General features: G+C 58.0%; 11 protein-coding genes and 4 pseudogenes. 7 read left to right on the top strand and 8 right to left on the bottom strand.

Annotated features, from left to right (window positions below; translation table 11 throughout):
- From HYH08_RS34125 to tnpC, 6 genes and pseudogenes are all read left to right on the top strand, one after another.
- A partial coding sequence (locus HYH08_RS34125; protein WP_220014205.1) for a polysaccharide biosynthesis protein occupies positions 1-665 on the top strand: 665 nt, incomplete at its 5' end.
- An 868-nt stretch (positions 666-1,533) separates the two neighbouring features.
- Positions 1,534-3,471 (top strand): acyltransferase family protein, encoded by a 1,938-nt coding sequence (locus tag HYH08_RS34120; RefSeq protein ID WP_228748269.1) that lies wholly within the window; start codon positions 1,534-1,536, stop codon positions 3,469-3,471.
- A 414-nt stretch (positions 3,472-3,885) separates the two neighbouring features.
- A pseudogene (locus HYH08_RS34115) lies at positions 3,886-5,068 on the top strand (IS256 family transposase).
- A 384-nt stretch (positions 5,069-5,452) separates the two neighbouring features.
- A complete protein-coding gene (locus HYH08_RS34110) occupies positions 5,453-5,713 on the top strand; it encodes a hypothetical protein (RefSeq protein WP_220014203.1) in 261 nt (86 codons plus the stop codon).
- A 2,385-nt stretch (positions 5,714-8,098) separates the two neighbouring features.
- Positions 8,099-10,369, top strand: coding sequence for a M10 family metallopeptidase C-terminal domain-containing protein (locus HYH08_RS34105; RefSeq protein WP_220014202.1), 2,271 nt, complete (start codon positions 8,099-8,101; stop codon positions 10,367-10,369).
- Between the two features lie 159 nt (positions 10,370-10,528).
- A pseudogene (gene tnpC / locus HYH08_RS34100) lies at positions 10,529-11,566 on the top strand (IS66 family transposase); the annotation flags it as partial.
- 86 nt (positions 11,567-11,652) lie between these two features.
- Here the strand turns inward: tnpC and HYH08_RS37620 are convergent.
- Both HYH08_RS37620 and HYH08_RS34095 read right to left on the bottom strand, forming a co-directional pair.
- Positions 11,653-11,915 (bottom strand): annotated as a pseudogene (locus HYH08_RS37620) (ERF family protein); the annotation flags it as partial.
- A pseudogene (locus HYH08_RS34095) lies at positions 11,899-12,757 on the bottom strand (YqaJ viral recombinase family protein). The pseudogenes HYH08_RS37620 and HYH08_RS34095, both read right to left, overlap by 17 nt.
- A gap of 412 nt (positions 12,758-13,169) precedes the next feature.
- Here HYH08_RS34095 and HYH08_RS34090 point away from each other — a divergent pair.
- Entirely contained in the window at positions 13,170-13,700 is a 531-nt protein-coding gene (locus HYH08_RS34090; protein WP_220014201.1) for a D-glycero-alpha-D-manno-heptose-1,7-bisphosphate 7-phosphatase, read from the top strand.
- 84 nt (positions 13,701-13,784) lie between these two features.
- Here HYH08_RS34090 and HYH08_RS37615 read toward each other — a convergent pair whose 3' ends face one another.
- From HYH08_RS37615 to HYH08_RS34065, 6 genes are all read right to left on the bottom strand, one after another.
- Positions 13,785-14,150: a hypothetical protein gene (locus HYH08_RS37615; RefSeq protein WP_228748268.1), complete on the bottom strand. Its 366-nt coding sequence runs from the start codon at positions 14,148-14,150 to the stop codon at positions 13,785-13,787.
- Positions 14,147-14,419: a hypothetical protein gene (locus tag HYH08_RS37610; protein ID WP_228748267.1), complete on the bottom strand. Its 273-nt coding sequence runs from the start codon at positions 14,417-14,419 to the stop codon at positions 14,147-14,149. Before HYH08_RS37610 ends, HYH08_RS37615 begins: the two co-directional genes overlap by 4 nt.
- Positions 14,416-15,579, bottom strand: a complete 1,164-nt coding sequence (locus tag HYH08_RS34080; RefSeq protein ID WP_220014200.1) for an ERF family protein — start codon at positions 15,577-15,579, stop codon at positions 14,416-14,418. Before HYH08_RS34080 ends, HYH08_RS37610 begins: the two co-directional genes overlap by 4 nt.
- Positions 15,563-16,417, bottom strand: coding sequence for a YqaJ viral recombinase family nuclease (locus HYH08_RS34075; RefSeq protein ID WP_349631490.1), 855 nt, complete (start codon positions 16,415-16,417; stop codon positions 15,563-15,565). The genes HYH08_RS34080 and HYH08_RS34075 overlap by 17 nt, the downstream gene beginning before the upstream one ends.
- 318 nt (positions 16,418-16,735) lie before the next feature.
- The gene (locus HYH08_RS34070; protein WP_220014198.1) at positions 16,736-16,957 is read right to left on the bottom strand and encodes a hypothetical protein; all 222 of its coding nucleotides are present in this window, start codon (positions 16,955-16,957) and stop codon (positions 16,736-16,738) included.
- A 174-nt stretch (positions 16,958-17,131) separates the two neighbouring features.
- Positions 17,132-17,374 carry a helix-turn-helix domain-containing protein gene (locus tag HYH08_RS34065; RefSeq protein WP_220014197.1) on the bottom strand — a complete coding sequence of 81 codons (243 nt, stop codon included), beginning with the start codon at positions 17,372-17,374 and terminating at the stop codon, positions 17,132-17,134.
- Positions 17,375-17,519: the final 145 nt, after the last annotated feature.

The raw sequence follows: 17,519 nt of genomic DNA, 5'->3' as shown, positions 1-17,519 counted from the left end.
TCTCGACCGACAAGGCGATCGAGCCGGTGTCGATGCTCGGCCTCACCAAGCGCTTCGCCGAGATGTACTGCCAGGCGCTCGACCATGATCTCGCCGCGGGCGGCGGCAGTGGCAAGCCGCCGATGCGGCTGATCTCGGTCCGGTTCGGCAACGTGCTCGCCTCGAACGGCTCGGTGGTGCCGAAGTTCAAGGCCCAGATCGAGGCCGGTGGCCCCGTGACCGTGACCCATCCAGACATGGTCCGCTACTTCATGACCATTCGTGAGGCTTGCGATCTCGTCATCACGGCGGCGACGCATGCGCTCGGAACGCAGCGTCACGACGTTTCGGTCTACGTTTTGAACATGGGTCAGCCGGTGAAGATCGTCGACCTCGCCGAGCGCATGATCCGCCTCTCGGGCCTGCAGCCCGGCTACGACATCGAGATCGTGTTCACCGGCATGCGGCCGGGCGAGCGCCTGCACGAGATCCTTTTCGCCTCCGAGGAGCCGACCCGCGAGATCGGCGTCGCCGGCATCATGGCCGCCCAACCGAACGAACCGCCGATGCAGACGCTGCGCAAATGGATTGCGGCGCTGGAGCAGGCGATCGCGCGCGACGATCGCGCCACCATCAGGACCGTTCTCAAGGACGCCGTCCCCGAATTCGGGTCGACCGCGGCCTAGCTCAAAAAGTGGATCAAGGCCTTATCGGCTTTGCGCCGTTTCCGTACTTCTTGATTAGTTCTTGCTGAGAACTGCAAATACGAGCGAATGACAACGTTTCGCTGCTTGAGGATACCCTAAGCGAAATCGGCCGGTTGCTCTATTGCGGGCTTCTTGTAAGTAGTAAAAATATTCTATTGTGCCGAAGAGCACGCTGGGCGCCCCTAGGGCGGCCGCGATCGCTCACCCTATGAAAAGATCAATCTACATGAATTGCCTCTTTGCTGAAGTCGACACGCTAACGCGATTACGGTTGATAATCGCTAAACGCCATCGCCCCGGTTTCACCCTAGCAGCCGCGCCGGGTCCAAGAAGGTAGCTCCTAGCACTGGCCGATGATCCAGAAAGTGAGGACTTGGTGCATGCGTCATTTCCAGCGTTCATAAGAAGCCCTATAGTGAGTGTGCTTACAGCAAGCAGCGCTAGCGTCCGCAGCTTAGTCTATCTATGAATCATTCAATCGAGGTCGGCGACTGGAGGCTTGCCGATGGCGGTCACGGCCCATTCGTAGGCGGTCGGAGCGCTGAAGCACGATTTTCTTCACGACCTGCGCGGCAGGTTCGCGAGGAAGCTTTGAGGGGCTAATAGGCTACGCCCAGAGCAGATCGATTCATAGTAGTTCCTGGCTTTTCTTCAGTTACTCAGGCGTGATGTCATCCCGCCAATATTGCTGATCAGCCTGCGTCTGACCTGATCTCGCGGAGGCGCCTTGCGTCGGAGCTAGATCCAAGCAAGCTAACGGTGCAAGCGCGGAGCGAGCTCTTGAAGTGCTATGATGGATTGCTTTACCTGTCAGGTGTGAATACTGCCGACCGGTGTTATCGGTATAATGGTCAAGAACCCAGGACACAGCTATAGACCCGATATCGACGGATTACGCGCGGTGGCCGTGCTCGTCGTGATGGCGTTCCATTATGGAGTACCGTTGCCAGGCGGCTTCACTGGCGTCGATGTGTTCTTCGTGATTAGCGGTTATTTGATCACCTCGCACCTCAGGCAGGAGATCTCCGCCGGCTCATTTTCTTTGGCGGCATTCTACGCTCGCCGGATGCGCCGCATCGTTCCGGCGCTCCTTGCGATGCTCCTCTGCGTGATCATTGCTGGTCGCTTTGTTCTCATGCCTCCTGACTACAAATCACTGGGCGCCAGCGCGGGCGTCGCGTCGATCGGTCTGTCCAACTTCTATTTTCTATCCAACACCGGTTACTTCGACAGATCGTCAGACCTGCTTCCACTGTTGCATACTTGGTCATTGGCGGTAGAGGAACAGTTTTACCTGGTATGGCCGATGCTATTCTTTTTGATTTGCAGAATCCCGGTCGGCGTCTCCCGCTCCGTTTGCGTGATATTCTTGATCAGCATGGCTGCGTCCTTCGAATGGTCCTCGTTGGACCAGAAAGCTGCCTTCTACTTGGCGCTACCTCGCGCATGGGAATTGCTGTGTGGTGCGATGGTCGTTTTTCTTCCGCGGCTTTACGGCTGGAGTTCTGAGCTCGCCCCCATAATTGGCCTTTGTCTGCTGGGGATCGCATTCACGTTGATCGATCAGTTGCACTTCCCTGGCCCAGCCGCGCTGCTGCCTTGCCTAGGGGCGGCCTGCATTATCTGGCCGCATCGTTCTCCTGACCAGCCGGCCATCGGCACAAGGTTACTGGCTACGCTCAGCCCGATCGGCCTCATTTCCTACAGCCTTTATCTCTATCACTGGCCGGTTCTCGTCCTTTACCGCAATTATATTGCGAATGCGCAACCCGCGCCATTCGAGGCACTCCTTTTGGCGGCGATCGCATTCGCAATCTCGGCAATATCTTACGTAGCGATCGAGCAGCCCTTCAGGCATTCTCGATCGATCTGGACAAGCTTTACCGTTGGGGGTCTCGCGAGCGCCATAGTCTTTTGCATTGCTGGCTACCTCGAGAGCAAAGATGGCCTACCTTCACGATTACCGAACTACAGCGCTGCAATCAGCGATCTTGGTGTGATGTGGGATTGGCCCTGCGACTTGGCTACGATTTCGTCGGGCTTGCCGTCGACTTGTGTATTTGGCGGCAGGTGGCAGACTTCGAAGCATAGAGCTGTTTTGTGGGGAGATAGCAATGCGGAGCATCTTGCTCCGCTTCTTGAGCCATTTGCGGCGATATCCGATGTCGCCGTCGCCCTCTTCACACCTTGCCCCGCCATCCTGGGAGGCCGTGAAGCAACCGATTCGATCGACGTGCTGCCCAGATATAACCAGCAATGCGCAAGTCAACGATCTGCCCTCATGGCGTTGTTGAGGTCGAGCCCAGAAATCGAGAGCGTCATCATCGCCGCATCCTGGGACATCCTATTGCACCGGCTTAAGGAGCACGACAAGCAGGAGGCTTTCAAGCAGGCCCTCTCGGAGCTTTGCCGGCAGCTTCTCGAAATCCACAAACGCATTCTGATCGTGACAACGATTCCACAGTGGAAGACGGACCCAATCCCGTGCGCCACCGAAGAGGGTCTGCTCAGACGCGGCTGCGATCTCGATCTTGACAAGACGTTACGTCGTGAGTTCGAGCCCCAAAGCGAGAGCCTGCAGATCTTCAAAGACGTCGCAAACTCGTTTTCTGGCGCGGTTGAGCTGACGATCCCTGGCGAAAGATTGTGCTCTCGATCCCGCTGTATCACGTCCATCGGCGGCGAGTTCATCTATCGTGACCAGGCACATTTCCGCAGAAATCTGCACCCTGAGACTAGACGTGCACTATCCGAACACATTGGTCTCAGCCGTCTCTTTCAGTAGTAGAGACCACTGCCCTGGAGGCACTACCACCTCAATAGTGGCCCCAGCTAAGACCAATCGCGCTCTGTTGAGGCGGGGCATGGAGCCGTCGATCAATCGGATCAGTCGCCAAAGGAATTGGGTCTACGCGACTCGGTGCTGTCACACTGGGATGGGCAAGCTCCGGCAGAAGATACATTACCGGCGCGGCGCTCCACCACCCTCGCCGGAACTCGGATATCAGGTCCGCTTCATTGAGGACCATTGCGACGCCTTCCGATACGGCTGATGTGTGCCGTGCTCGAGGTTTGGCCGGCCGAATCCGATACCGGGTTGGGTAGTGTGCGGTAGGTTCTGCAAAAGCTGAGCGGCTGAAGCGGTCATGATAGTTCGGTGGTTGCGAAAATCACCGCTCGTAGAGGAGCAAGGACCACCATGACCGTGACCAAGATTAGGACGGATGTCTCTGCCGTCAAACAGCTTTTGGCGTCGGACAAGGAGTTCCTGAAGCCAGTGATCCGGGCCGCGGTGCAGGAGATGCTCGAAGCGGAGATGGCGGAGACGCTGGGTGCGGAGAAAGGGGAGCGCACTGCTACCGCTCCGGCTACTACACGAGCTCGCTGATCACCCGGGTCGGCAAGATCGAGCTGAAGGTGACGGAGGAGCGGCAGGGGCGGTTCTCGACGGAACTGTTTGAGCGCTATCAGCGCTCGGAGAAGGCACTGGTTGCGGCATTGGGCGAGATGTACGTGCAGGGCATCTCGACACGGAAAGTGAAGCAGGTCACCGAGGAACTGGTGGGGCATGCCTTCTCGGCGTCTGCGATCAGCGCGATCAACAAGCGGCTGGATGCCTCGCTGAAGGCCTTCTGCGAACGCAAGCTGAGAGAGCCATTCCCCTATCTCATCCTGGACGCCCGTTACGAGCGGATCCGGGAGGATGGGATCATTGCCGGCCACGCGGTGCTGATCGCGATCGGTGTGGACTGGGAAGGCCGGCGCCAGGTGCTCGCGGTCGATCTCGCCAACCGGGAGAGCCGGTCGAGCTGGAAGGAGTTTTTGGAAGGGCTGAAGGCCCGTGGGCTACATGGGGTGGAGTTCGTTGTCTCCGACGACCATCCGGGCTTGAAGAGGCCATCCCCGAGGTTCTCAGCGGCGTGTTCTGGCAACGCTGTTATGAGCACTTCCTGCGTTACGCGCTCGATTATGTGCCGCGCAAGGTCGACGACGATTGCCTGCTCGAGCTCAGATGGATGTCCGACCGGCGCGACCTCGCGGAGGTGCGGCGCGATCTGGCGGCCTGGCTCACCAAATGGGGTGGCAAATACCCGAAGCTCACCGGCTGGGTGGAAGAGAACATTGAGGAGACCTTGACCTACTTCCGCCTGCCGCTGGCGCAACGCAAGCATCTGAAGTCGACCAACATGCTGGAGCGCCTCAATGAGGAGATGCGGCGGCGGACCTATGTGGTGCGGATCTTTCCCAATGCCGAGAGCTGTTTGCGGCTCGTCCGGGCCTTGACCGTCGAGCGCCACGAGGCCTGGCTCGAGGATCATCGCTACCTGAACATGGATCTGCTCAGAGAACACAAGAAGGAGGCGCTACGCCAGGCAGCCTGACGATGCTCAGGCCCACCAAGGGGATGAACGCCACCCCTCTCCGCCGCCGTCGCTCGCCCGCTGCGCTTCTGGATGAGAGCGAGCGACGGCGGCTCCGAGGGGAGGGCTCAACCGGACCCCATGACCGATTTTGCTGAACTTGACGCACAGAATTCCGGGCTGTCGGCCGCGGTCCCACAAATCCACCAACATAGCAGCCGGCGCTACGGCACACCCCGTCTCCATGTCGTCCTGTGCAGGCACGCAAGCCGGGTTGGATCGAGCGGCTGATGCGGCGGCGCGGAATCCCGGCCATCATGGCACCGACACCACGTCCACACTACGATCGCCGGCAGGACTCTTGATGACACCGATCTCAAGCCCCAGCGCGGAAAATTTCCTCACTTGCTGCGCTTCGACCGCCAGCCGCGCGGGAGTGGACTCGACTCACGCGGGAAATACAGCTTAGATGCGCGCTTTGGTGACGCAAATATCAGCATGCCAAAGCATTCAGCGATATCGCTTCGAGTGACCGACGATGTCAAGGCTGCGGCCGAGAAAGCCGCCAAAGCCAGGCGGGTGCCCGTTGCTGCGATGATTAACGATCTGCTGATCGCTCACCTGAAAGAGAAAGGTTATCTGCGCGAGGACGCCGCCATCTCGTAAAAGTTGCTCACGGCCGGTTTAAGGACGCGCGCATCGTGTGCGTAGTCGGATCGCAAAAACAGATCAAGCGCAGGCACCAAGGGTACAGCAACGGCGGCATTAGGCTTACAAGACATTAGGCTTACAAAAAGCGCGCAATCTCGGAATTGGCCTGGGACATCAGCGCTAAGCTTCGGTTCTGCTGCTCCAGATTAATGGCGTCTCTGCGCTGGAATAGACGCACATCTTTGGTCGCAGCTGTCCAGGAGCGTAGCCATCATGGATGGCGGTTGCCCCGAGAAACGACACTCTCAGGAGTCCAGCCTCGAGAAAAATCATCTCCGCTGTCGCACTTCGGTTACAGCGTCTGAGGTTGTGGTTTGGTAGAGATCGGGAGGTCTTGATGTCAGTCGATCTGGCGCGCAGTGCAAGCAGGGACAACGAGCATACGACGATCGCTTCGGATCATCCCGATATTTTGTATTCGTCGAACGGGCACAAAGACCCCTCGAAGACTAAAGATAGCCCGATTTACCACTATGTGCCCGGTAAATGGACCTGGGGAAAGCCAACACGCTCAGCCGAATGGGGTAATCAAGGCCACTTACGCGTGTTCCGCCTCACGCGGGGTTCTTAAATGTTCAACTGCAAGCTGCGGTGACGAGCGGCCATTCGTGATGGTGAAGCTTCGTTGTAGGGTCTCGAGCGGGCTTCGGCCCGCTGTTGGAACTGACTTGCCCGATCAATTGATGCGTCCGCGTCTGACCTCCACCTTCCGACTGAAAGCTTGAGTTGGGGAACGTGGTTTCTCGTTCAAGTCCATCACGACCAGTTCCAGCCGATTTGCGGTTCGGCATTACCTGTTTCGCTTTCGCACGCAATGATCTTAAGCACTCACGCTGTTGTAGGAGCAGCCATCGGCAGCTTTTATGCCTAACCGATCTTTCCTTGCATTCTCGTCGGCGCAGCAAGCCATTTTGCCATCGACGCCATTATCCGCTACGATCCATCTCTGTTACAGATTGACTTCGTGAGTTACTCAGAGGCTTGGTGCGACGCCCGCAATCGGAATGAGGCGCCCGGGCGCCAAGCTCCATTTACCAATTAGATTTTTTGAGGGAAACCGTCTTAGGAAGCTCTGCAACTATCGGCTCCTTCGGCTCCTCTGCGGAGTGTTCTCGCCTGCTTTCCGCCATCTCCGATTTGGGCCAGAGTATTGCCGTAATCAGGCATGCTCTGAATCAAAGAGCAGGCAAGCAAAGTCGCGCGGGAGCTAAGCAATGTGGTTAAATACAGCGCGAGGCTTGGGCGCCTTGGCTATCCTTTCCGTCTTCTTCTTCGGAACGTTGTTTGTCCTTGAGAGCTATGACATCCGAAAACGAGATGCTTTACGTGCAGAGCATGCAGCGATGCTGAGGCGGGCATTGGATCGGTACCACGCAACGCGTGGCGTATTCCCAGCGCCATTCACCGACAATCCGGCAGAGGATCTAGCACCCGTTCTCGTGGAAGGCGGCTATCTAAGGTTCATTCCAAAGGAGCCGTTGCCTGGGCGTTCCTACCGCTACACCACCGATGGTGCGGCTGATCGGCAAAGGTACGGGCTAAAGATCACACTAGAGTCGAGCGGCGATTGCATAACGGGCGTAGGTACTGAAGGTAGCGGTTGGTGGGGCGCACTTCCCAAGTGTCCGTTCTAGCTGGTGGCTACCCACCCCCAACTGCCGCGACATTCCTCGTTGAGTTTATTGCGGCGCTAAATCAAGGAGTAGCGATAAGCTGCTGCTCCTTTAACTAAAACCGAGTTCAGTATTTCATGGAGAGGGAGGCGGGCAAGGGCTGCGGAAATTCAGCGGACAGCCCAAGGTCGAAGCAGTCAAGCTGGCTTGGGAACGATGGGTGTCGGTGCCCTAGTCGGCTCCGACCCGGACGCTCACGAGAATGTTGCGGTGGGCGACAGAGTTCGGCTCCGAATCCATGCAGGCTATTTCGACCATGGCCCATGAAGACGGAGGAGTAGGGTATCGAACAACTGCGTTGCGAGGGTTGCCGAGCTGAAGCCGAGCGAGACTTCTCAAAAAGGGCCGCAACCTACTTCGCGACAAAAGATACGAAGTTCGGCTTGATCGCGATGCCATAGACGATCTGGCCCGGGGACCGTGCGATGCGCTGGGGTGGTCCGGCCGGACGTTCAATGCCTTGCTTAACCGCTCTCCCAGCGCCACTGCCCGCGGCGACGAGGAGCTCGGCGCTAGATAAGCTAAGCGCGCAACAAAGTCTGAACACAACTCTTTCGGGGAATGTTGTTGACAGCGCCACCGGTAACAAGCGATTATACCTTCGCGCGGATAAAGTTCGTTCTTGTGATATTCTGTTTGCACTCTTAACATTTTTTAGGAGGTTGTCATGCTGCGTACTCCTCGCGCCAATCTGTCGAATCAAGACCAAGATCACGAGTTCGACAGTCAGATTTTTTGGAGTAATGATTCCCTTTTCGGTGGTCGTTCCGATTTCGCGTCGCCCAACTTGCCTAGCGACATGATTGTTGATCATGTCGAGGCCCCAGACGCAACGCCGACTCTCCACAAGAGCACCACAGAAGCAGCGCAGCAAATCACGCGCGACAATTACTCTTGGTCGTCTTCGCTAGGTACCGGGGCAACAATTAGTTTTGGCTTTCGCACATCTGCGCCTGATTACACGGTGAACGGTCGGGATGTGGTGGGCACTTTCACGGCATTTACGTCCCAAGAACAGGCCGCAGCTCGTGCCGCGCTATCACTCTGGTCGTCTGTTGCCAATATTACTTTTACTGATCTCGGCAACACCAATAACGCAACCATATTATTCGGAAACTATTCTTCGAGCACTGACAACAGCGAAGCTTTTGCATTTAATCCTGTGACGAAGACAACGGCTTCCACAGGTAACAATCGGTGGGAGGGGGACGTGTTCATGAACACGTATTACGCCTCCACAACAAACGTCGATCCTGGAACTTACGAGTTCATGACGTTTATTCACGAAATCGGCCATGCCCTCGGTCTTGAACATCCCGGGGCGTATAACGCGGGTCCGGGGCAGACGATTACCTACGATAATAACGCCGAGTACGTAGAAGATACTCGGATGTACACGCTTATGAGCTATTTTGACGAGTCGTTTACCGGTGGGAGCTTCTCTGTCTACGACGAAACACCAATGTTGCATGACATTGCTGCCATCCAGCGACTGTACGGCGCGAATACGAGCACCTTCTCCGGAAACACCGTCTATGGTTTCAATGGCACCGCGGGATCGCCTTACAGCATCACATCTGCCTCGCAGCACGTTGTATTCACTGTTTATGATCGAGGTGGGACGGACACGCTCGATTTCTCGGGATACTCTCAAAGCGCTACTATCGATCTGCGACCGGAACATTTCTCAAGTGTTGGCGGTGATACCAACAATGTCGCTGTTGGAACGGGAGTGAATATTGAGAATGCAGTTGGCGGAAGTGGAAATGATCTAATCATAGTAAATCCTGCGCTCGTGGGGACCCTTACTGGCAACGGTGGGGCAGATACCTTTCAAAGCACTATCTTTGGCCTAGGTGCATATACCATCACAGACATGTCCGTCGCGGACCGAATTAATTTTACGGACGGTAGCCTCAGTACTTTCACATACTTCGAAAATGGGACAAGTCTGTCCTACGGAAACGGTAGTATCACCAATAGTTTGACGCTTAGCAATAACCCCGTCGGACATTTCTATTATAAAGCCGATGGGACATACGGCGGTGTCGATCTGGTGTTCAGAAATGGCATCATGGGCGATGATTTTAATCACGACCATATGAGCGACATCCTGTGGCAGGCCGACAACGGTACGGTAGTTATCTGGACTGTTAACGATCATTCACATACCGGCGCAACAGTTGGACCAGGGCCGGTCAGTAGTAATTGGCATCTTGTAGCTACAGGCGATTTTAACGCCAATGGTACGCAAGATATTATGTGGCGAGACAATACAGGTGATGTAGTCAGCTGGAACATGAATGGTACCAGTTACACTGGGTACGATTTCGGACACGTTGACTTGACCTGGCAGATCGCTTCACCCGCTACGGGGGATTTTAATGGCGACGGCAATAGCGACATTCTGTGGCGCAGTAGCACGGGCGAACTCGTCAGTTGGGACATGAACAATCATGCGTACAGCGGGTTTGATTTTGGGCACGTCGACACCAGCTGGCAAGTATCGGGGCTTGGTGACTTCGATGGTGACGGCAAGAGCGACATTTTGTGGAGAGATGGTTCAGGCGAAGTCGTGAGCTGGACAATGAATGATCACCTACATACCGGCTTCGATTTTGGCCATGTTGATAGTGCGTGGCAGATCGTTGGAGTTGGTGATTTCGATGCGGACGGGAAAAGCGATTTATTGTGGCGCGACAATACAGGCGAGGTCGTGACTTGGAATATGAACAACCACTCGTACAGTGGATTCGATCTCGGCCACGTTGATACTAGCTGGAAGGTGGCCACGATTGGTGATTTTAACGGGGATGGTAGAAGCGATATCCTGTGGAGGGATAACAGCGGAGAACTCGTGAGCTGGACCATGAATAATCACGCTCATACCGGCTACGATTTCGGGCACGTCGATCCTAGTTATCACGTCATGGTCTAGATTGACCGCTTGAGGGGTCTGCTATCGAGGCACAACCGGCATCTTTGATTATTTGGTCGTGATCCTGATAAGGGTGAAGCCCGACGAAGTTAAGCTCCCTCCGGCGCCTGGAATGAGTTCTATCAGGACGAGCGCAAGTGTGCGTTGGCCCCTCGGGTGACGCCGCGCGGCTTTGCTGGGCCGAACCTCCTGGCCATGATCCTGTTCGAGAAGTTCGGCCAGCATCAGCCCTTGAACCGGCAGAGCGAGCGCTACGCCCGGGAGGGCATCGATCTGAGCCTGTCGACACTGGCCGATCAGGTCGGCGCCTGCGCGGCTGCCTTGCAGCCGATCTATGGGCTGATTGAGCGCCCTAGCCTCGCCGCCGAACGGCTGCACGGCGATGACACCACGGTGCCGATCCTGGCCAAGGGCCAGACGGTTAAGGGGCGCATCTGGACCTACGTTCGCGACGATCGGCCATTCGGCGGACCGGCGCCGCCGGGCGCGCTCTATTATGCCTCGCGCGACCGCCGGCAGGAGCGTCCCACACTGCATCTTCAAAGCTTCTCCGGTATGCTCCAGGCCGATGCCTATAGCGGCTACAACGAGCTGTATGACGCCTCGCGCGCGCAGGGGCTGGTCACGCCTGCACACTGTTGGGCCCACGCCAGGCGGCAGTTCTTCGAGTTGGCGGACATCGCCGCAAATGCGAGGCGCAACAAGAATGCCGCGGCGATCTAGCCGATAGCCCTGGAGGCGGTCAAGCGCATCGACGCCTTGTTCGATATTGAGCGCGGCATCAACGGCCTAAGCGCCGAAGAGCGGCTGCGAGTACGCAAGGAGCAAAGTGCTCCATTGCTGACAGCGCTGGAAGCTTGGCTGCGCCAGCAGCGCGTTCGACTGTCAAACTCCTCCGCCGTCGCCAAGCCAATCGATTACATGCTGCGCCGCTGGGACCGGTTCGCTCGCTTCATCGATGACGGGCGGATCTGCCTGACCAACAATGCGGCGGAGCGCGCGCTGCGCGGCTTTGCTCTCGGCCGCAAGTCTTGGCTGTCCGCCGGCTCGGAACGCGGCGCTGATCGCGCCGCCATCATGGCGACGCTGATCATGACGGCAAAGCTCAACGACATCGATCCGCAGGCCTGGCTCGTCGACGTGCTCGCCGGCGTCGCCAGCACCCCGCAAGGTCGGCTCAATGAGCTGCTGCCTTAGCAATGGAAAAACAGCCCCGTTCAGTCTGCGGCCTGAGCGGGCCACCGCACCGCGCGATCATCCCGCGGCCCCCAACGGACGGTTATGGCCAGCAGGGTGGTGAGGTGAATCTGACCGGTTACCTGCTCGTCCGCGTGGTCGGGATGGTTGCGATCTCCTGCTGACTCAGCGTCTTCCGAACGATGTCCAGACCAGAAGCTAAGGACGCATAGCGGAAAGTCCGATCCGCCTCTCGCAGGAAGGGGGACATGATGACGGCGGTCAGGGTCTTCTCAGGGTTCACTAGCTCGGCCTGGGCTCGCGCAAGCGCGGCCGCAATCGTTCCGATGCGCTCACTGGATCGGTGCATAGGAGGCCTCCACGGTTTGCGCTTCGAAGCTGATCGCGCCCGACTTCGAGCGCTTAGCCATGATCCCATGCCCGGTCGCTCTTTAGCGCCCTCTGGCATGGCCTCCTTCAGGTCAGCCTTGGGCTCTCATGCTCCCCATGCGCTTCTCGCGCGCGCAAATACGTTGCCGGGAGCTGCGCCCACTGATTGGAGGTGGACATATCGACGACATTGACGGCGTCGAGCCTCTGGCGCGGCGTTTCGATGTTGAACAGGAGGGACGGCTCACCGGTCTGGACGCAGCGCCAGAATTTTTTCTCGGCTGTGAGCAGGAGATGCTGGTAGAGCGGATCGGCGTGGATCTTGATCTCCACCCATTTTGCCTCCGCCGGTGATGATGGAGAGAACCGAGCTGCGCGCTGTGGTGACCCACATGTTGTGCTGGAGCTGCGCCATGTGCTTGTCGGCTGCGGCCTCCTCAATGAAAGCCTATTGCAGCATGAACTTGGCCTCAAAGACCGCACCGGTTTGTTCGACGACCCCGTCCAGCGTCGCGGCCATCCATTTGTGCACGGGATGACGGACCCTCTTCTGGATGTCCTTGATGCTTTGCCCCGAGGACTTTTGATACCACGCGCGGTTCAGCGCCTCGGTCACGGTGCCGAGTTGAACGATCAATTGTCAGAGAGATCCTCCGGCTCGAGCTCGCCGCGTTTCTCCCGCCACAGTCGGACGAGAGCCTCTCGGTCGTCTCCCATGATGATGCGGGCGTCAGAGCCGCCGATGAAGTGGCGCCGATCGTGCGGATTGAACCGAATGATCTCATTGGGCGAATCCGCGCCGTTCGATTGAAGGCAGGTCATAGGTATCTCTCGTTTTCGCTTCGCGAATGCAGCTTATGGCTGCACTGCCGCGAGCCCCCGCCAGCTTGGGGCGAGATAGCTGTTGCGCTCCGGCGCCCTCTGGAATCAGTAACGCTCCAATTGCAGAGGAATGCCAGTCGTTTCCGTAGCAAGATTTTGCTCATATCGCTTGAGTCCCGCACTGAAGTGTAGAGGAGTACCTAGGCTGATGGCGACCGTCCGTTGAGTTGAGGCTTAGACTGAGTTCCGCGCTTCAGTGGAGCCTTTCCACTTTGCAGATGAGGAGGTCGACCGGCGCCAAGGCAACAGAAGGAGCCGGAGGAGGATGGTTCTTAAAGGCGACGACGGTTGAACTGAGCCCGCACTTGACGCAAGATGTCGGTGCGTTCTCAGGCCTAAGTCATGGTACCTAATGCGCCCGGCGGTATTTTTCGATCGTGACGGTGTTCTCAACGAGGACGATGGCTACGTCTTCGAACCAAATGCGTTGCGCTGGGTGTCCGGAGCTCGCGAAGCCGTAAGAGCCGTGAATGATGCCGGTTACTTTGCGTTCGTCGTGACTAATCAATCGGGTGTCGCTCGAGGATTTTACGAAGAACGTGACGTCCTTACTTTACACGATTGGATGGCGAGCGATCTCGCCAGCGTCGGTGCCCGTATCGATGCGTTCGACTATTGCCCGCATCATCCCAATGGCCTGATTGCAAAATATAGTGTTGCTTGCACGTGCCGCAAGCCGCAGCCGGGTATGATTAAGAGGTTGCTTGAGCGGTTTCACGCCAACGCGAGCTGTAGCTTTATGGTGGGAGACAAGCAGAGCGATCTCGATGCAGCTCGAGCGGCCGGTGTTGCAGGTTACCTGTTCGACGGTTCTAATCTCGAGGCTTTCATTGCACCACTCCTAACCGATTGGTCTCGATGCCTGGGGCGCGAGCGCAAATAAGGCTTGTCGCGATGCACTGCTCGGGCTGAAATCTAGTGCTGGTAGAACAAGATCTCTGTGGAGGATTGTTGAGCGCTGTCAATTTCATGTTGCTGCACTAATTCCGGACTTGGCAATTGGGTGGCGCGCCAGCGGGCTCGGGGCAATTGTGAGAGCGATGCGATCTGACCGCGCTCTCCGCATGCTTGTAAGCTCTTTGAACAGGACGATGCGCCGCAATTTTGCTCCGTTGAGCAATGCTTCAAACAGGCTGAGCATCTCACGGGCTTGAACATAAACTTCCATGTTGACCGCGTGCTCATCAAAACCGTGGGTCTGTAGCCAAGCTTCGATTTCGATCGCAGCCGATGGGTCGAGCTGCCAATCCAGAGCGTTCTGGCTGGTGTGTTGCTCGGCGATGTCTTGCAGGTGTGGAGAGAAACCGGCAACATCGATGCGACGAAGTGTCATCTCGATCGCTTTGTGGCGGTAGGTGTTGAGCAGCTGTGGCGCAGGACGCGGTAGCGCCGCATCTCCCAAGATAGTTCGGCAATGTCGATCACCAGCAACCACTCGATCGCTGACTGCGGATCGGTGTCGCGGAAGATTGCAGCTGGCAGCGCGTGATATTGATCGATGCTCTCCCCGGGCAGAAGCTGGGGTGGAGGACAGAGCGCTTGATACTGGGCCGGTATGATGGGATGCGCTTGCGGGTCGGATGGTTGCATGGTGGTGTTCATTGAGGTTGTATCCCCGAATGCGACTGCCGTGCAGCGGCAAGGTTTGCGCCTTCCACGATTTGGACCGGGCTCGCCGCCCAAAGCTCCCGTGCGATCGGCACGGGATCGATCTGCAAGTTCGTCCACCAAGCCCGCTCGTTGCCGTGCCGGTGAAGGGATTGATGGTGGGACCGGCAGAGTGGCACCGTGAACTCGTCGCTGACCTTGCGGCCCAAAGTCCGGGGTTGAGCGAATTTCAGATGATGCGCGTCAGCGGGGGTCTTTTGGCAGACCAGGCACCCTTGGCCTCGAATGAAGGCGAGGTGCTCCTTGCTCCGCCTGCGCGGAGGCTCTTTCGGAAAGGCGAGACTGACGTGCTCTGGGAATGAGGGAGAGGCCGCTGGATGAGCCGGGGCGGGTGTGGTTGCTGGCGGCGGTTCAGCGGGCTCTGGTAAGGGGTCTTGGCTCTCCGTATCGCGTTCTACAAGGACTGTTTCCTGCAGGCTGTTCAAATAGGAATCCTCCAGAATGCGGGCGTCCGCCTCTAGAAGGGTGTTTTTGAGCGGCAGGCTGGCCTTGGCCCAGGCCAACAGCGCTTCGGCGCCCTGCTGGTGCGCAAGCTCGACCAGGAGACGGTCCAGCAGCTCGGCCGAGCGTTCGGGCGGCAGAACCGGGCACCGGTTCAGCACGCCTTTGGGCCTGCCTTGGCTTCCTGGCGTGCTCTGAGGCGCCGTGGCCGCCGACGGTCCTGTCGCGAAGTCAGGGGCGTCCAGATCGTCCTCGCCGGCAATTCCAACCAGCGCAAACAGGGCATAGCGGCGGGCGTAGGTCAGCGCCGCGCCCATCCGATGCGGCGCCTCGATTTCTTTGCCGGCGCAGACCGGCAGGTCGGAGGAAATCCATTCCCCGGAGGCGTGCGCGAGCAGGGTCGTGAGATGGATTTGGCCCGTGATCTGCTCGGTCCGGGTGGTTTGGATGGTGGCGATTTCCTGTTGGCTGAGGGTCTTACGGACGATGTCCAGGCCCGCAGCCAGGGAGGCGTAGCGGAAGGTCCGGTCGTTCTCACGCGGAAAGGGCGACCGGATGATGGCCGTCAGGGTCTTTTCCGGGTTCATCAGCTCAGCCTGGGCCCGGGCCAAGGCGGCTGCGATGGCCCCAATGTGTTCACTGGACCGATGCACAGGAATCCTCCACCGGTTGGACTTCGAAGCTGATCGCGCCGGACTTGGAGCGCTTAGCCTTGAGCCTGTGGCCGGTCGCCTCCTTGGCATCCTCGGGCATGAGCTGTTTCAGGTCGGCCTTGGCGGTCTCATGCTCGGCATGGGCGTCCCGGGTGCGGAGGTAGGTGGCCGCTAGGTCCGCCCATCGGTTGGACGCGGACATATCGACCACTTTGACTGCTTCCAGTCGGGGGCGCGGTGTCTCGATGTTGAAAAGGGCAGGCGGCTCACCGCTTTGGACGCAGCGCCAGAACTTCTTTTCTGCGGTAAGGAGCAGGTGTTGATAGAGCGGGTCGGCGTGGATCTCGATCTCGACCCATCTGCCGCCGCCGGTGATGATCGAGAGAACCGCGTTGCGGGCGGCCGTAACCCACATGTTGTGCTGCAATTGGGCCATGTGTTTGTCGGCGGCAGCTTCCTCGGTGAAAGCCCAAGGCAGCATGAACTTGGCTTCGAACACGGCGCCGGTCTGCTCGACCATCCCGTCCAATGTCGCTGCCATCCATTTGTGCACGGGATGTCGGACACGCTTCTGGATGTCCTTGATGGTCTGCCCGGAGGACCTCTGGTACCAGGCACGGTTGAGAACCTCCGTGACTGTTCCGAGCTGGACGACCAGATTGTCTGAGAGGTCTTCCGGTTCGATTTCGCCACGCTTCTCGCGCCAGAGACGAATGAGCGCATCTTGATCGTCTCCCATGATGGTGCGGGCGTCCGATCCGCCGATAAAATGGCGTCGGTCATTCGGATTGAATTTAAGGATGGCAGAGCGCGGCAATGCCGCGTCTTCGATCTCGATGGTACGCAACGATATCTCCTCACACTTGCGACTAAGGCTTGGTGCGACGTCATTTGCCGCACTGCCTTAAGCCCCGCGTCGGCGAGGTTGGATGCCGGCTACGCGATTGCGCCTAGCCGACTCAGTAACGCTCCAATAGCAGGCGAATGCCAGTCCTTTCTGCAGCAATATGATTGCTCATTGTAGGAGGAAATCGCGTTCCGATTGCTGCCGCCGCCCCATGAAGGAGACGTGGCGAACAAGCGCGAATGATCGGCTGACAGCGGCGCAGTTTTGCCAGGTGGTTTTCCCGGTGCGGGGGCGACGAACGCCGTCGCCTCAATTCTCAGAGAGCCTCAGCAGCAGGCAGCTCGCATCGTGGAGACGTCCGGCATCGTAAACCAGTTGATCCAAATCCATTGAGACCTGAACCGCTTCGGTGGGCCGTCCCGCCTTTGCACAAGCGCACGCAGCTTTGGCGATTTGCTCGGCTTCGACCAGTTTGGTGTGCATCTCGAGGAGGCAGGCGGTGATAGCCTGTTCGATGGGCTGATAGGTCATGTGGTTGGCTCGTCCTGATGATTAAGCCATGATGCACGCTCGTTCCGGTCTCGAAGTCCAGTCCAATGGCCGTATTTGCCTCCTTCGTGCGGGCCGGCGTCGGGTTCATCAGAAGGAGAGCCCCCGCGTGCTCTCAGAAAGACCTGTCCGAAGACCGTCTGATTCGCGCGCCGTTCACTTTCGGCCCTGAATGAATCGGCGGAACAGCCTAGTCGGGTCCGCACCTAATGCCTCGGCGATGGAAATGAACTCGATGACATCAAGGCGCCGCTCACCGCCCTCATATTTGGCGATAAAGGATTGAGGCTTGCCGAGTTTCTTGGCCAATGCCTGTTGCCGGATGCCCGCCTTATGTCGGGTTGCAACCAGAAGGGCGATGAGCCGTGCATACTCGGCGGAGGTGAGAGATTTTTCCATGGCCGCCGGGCGTTGTTTTCGGCGGCACGCAATTTGATCCCGAGACGGGTTTATCCCAAAATAGGATTATTGGTATTTGGGTGCATTCCGTAAGCTGGGCTGGACGCTGCGCGTCAGCCTGTCGGCACCGACGGCGTCGCTCTCA

This window comes from Bradyrhizobium sp. BR 10289, assembly GCF_019455385.1.
Classification (GTDB): Bacteria; Pseudomonadota; Alphaproteobacteria; order Rhizobiales; family Xanthobacteraceae; genus Bradyrhizobium.
This window is presented reverse-complemented; position numbering and strand designations above follow the sequence as displayed.

Excerpts from the sequence above, each read along its gene's own strand:
- HYH08_RS34090 (WP_220014201.1), top strand. The coding sequence starts at position 13,170 with ATGCGCCCGGCGGTATTTTTCGATCGTGACGGTGTTCTCAACGAGGAC.
- HYH08_RS34120 (WP_228748269.1), top strand. The coding sequence starts at position 1,534 with ATGGTCAAGAACCCAGGACACAGCTATAGACCCGATATCGACGGATTA.
- HYH08_RS34065 (WP_220014197.1), bottom strand. The coding sequence starts at position 17,374 with ATGGAAAAATCTCTCACCTCCGCCGAGTATGCACGGCTCATCGCCCTT.
- HYH08_RS34070 (WP_220014198.1), bottom strand. The coding sequence starts at position 16,957 with ATGACCTATCAGCCCATCGAACAGGCTATCACCGCCTGCCTCCTCGAG.
- HYH08_RS37615 (WP_228748268.1), bottom strand. The coding sequence starts at position 14,150 with ATGACACTTCGTCGCATCGATGTTGCCGGTTTCTCTCCACACCTGCAA.
- HYH08_RS37610 (WP_228748267.1), bottom strand. The coding sequence starts at position 14,419 with ATGAACACCACCATGCAACCATCCGACCCGCAAGCGCATCCCATCATA.
- HYH08_RS34105 (WP_220014202.1), top strand. The coding sequence starts at position 8,099 with ATGCTGCGTACTCCTCGCGCCAATCTGTCGAATCAAGACCAAGATCAC.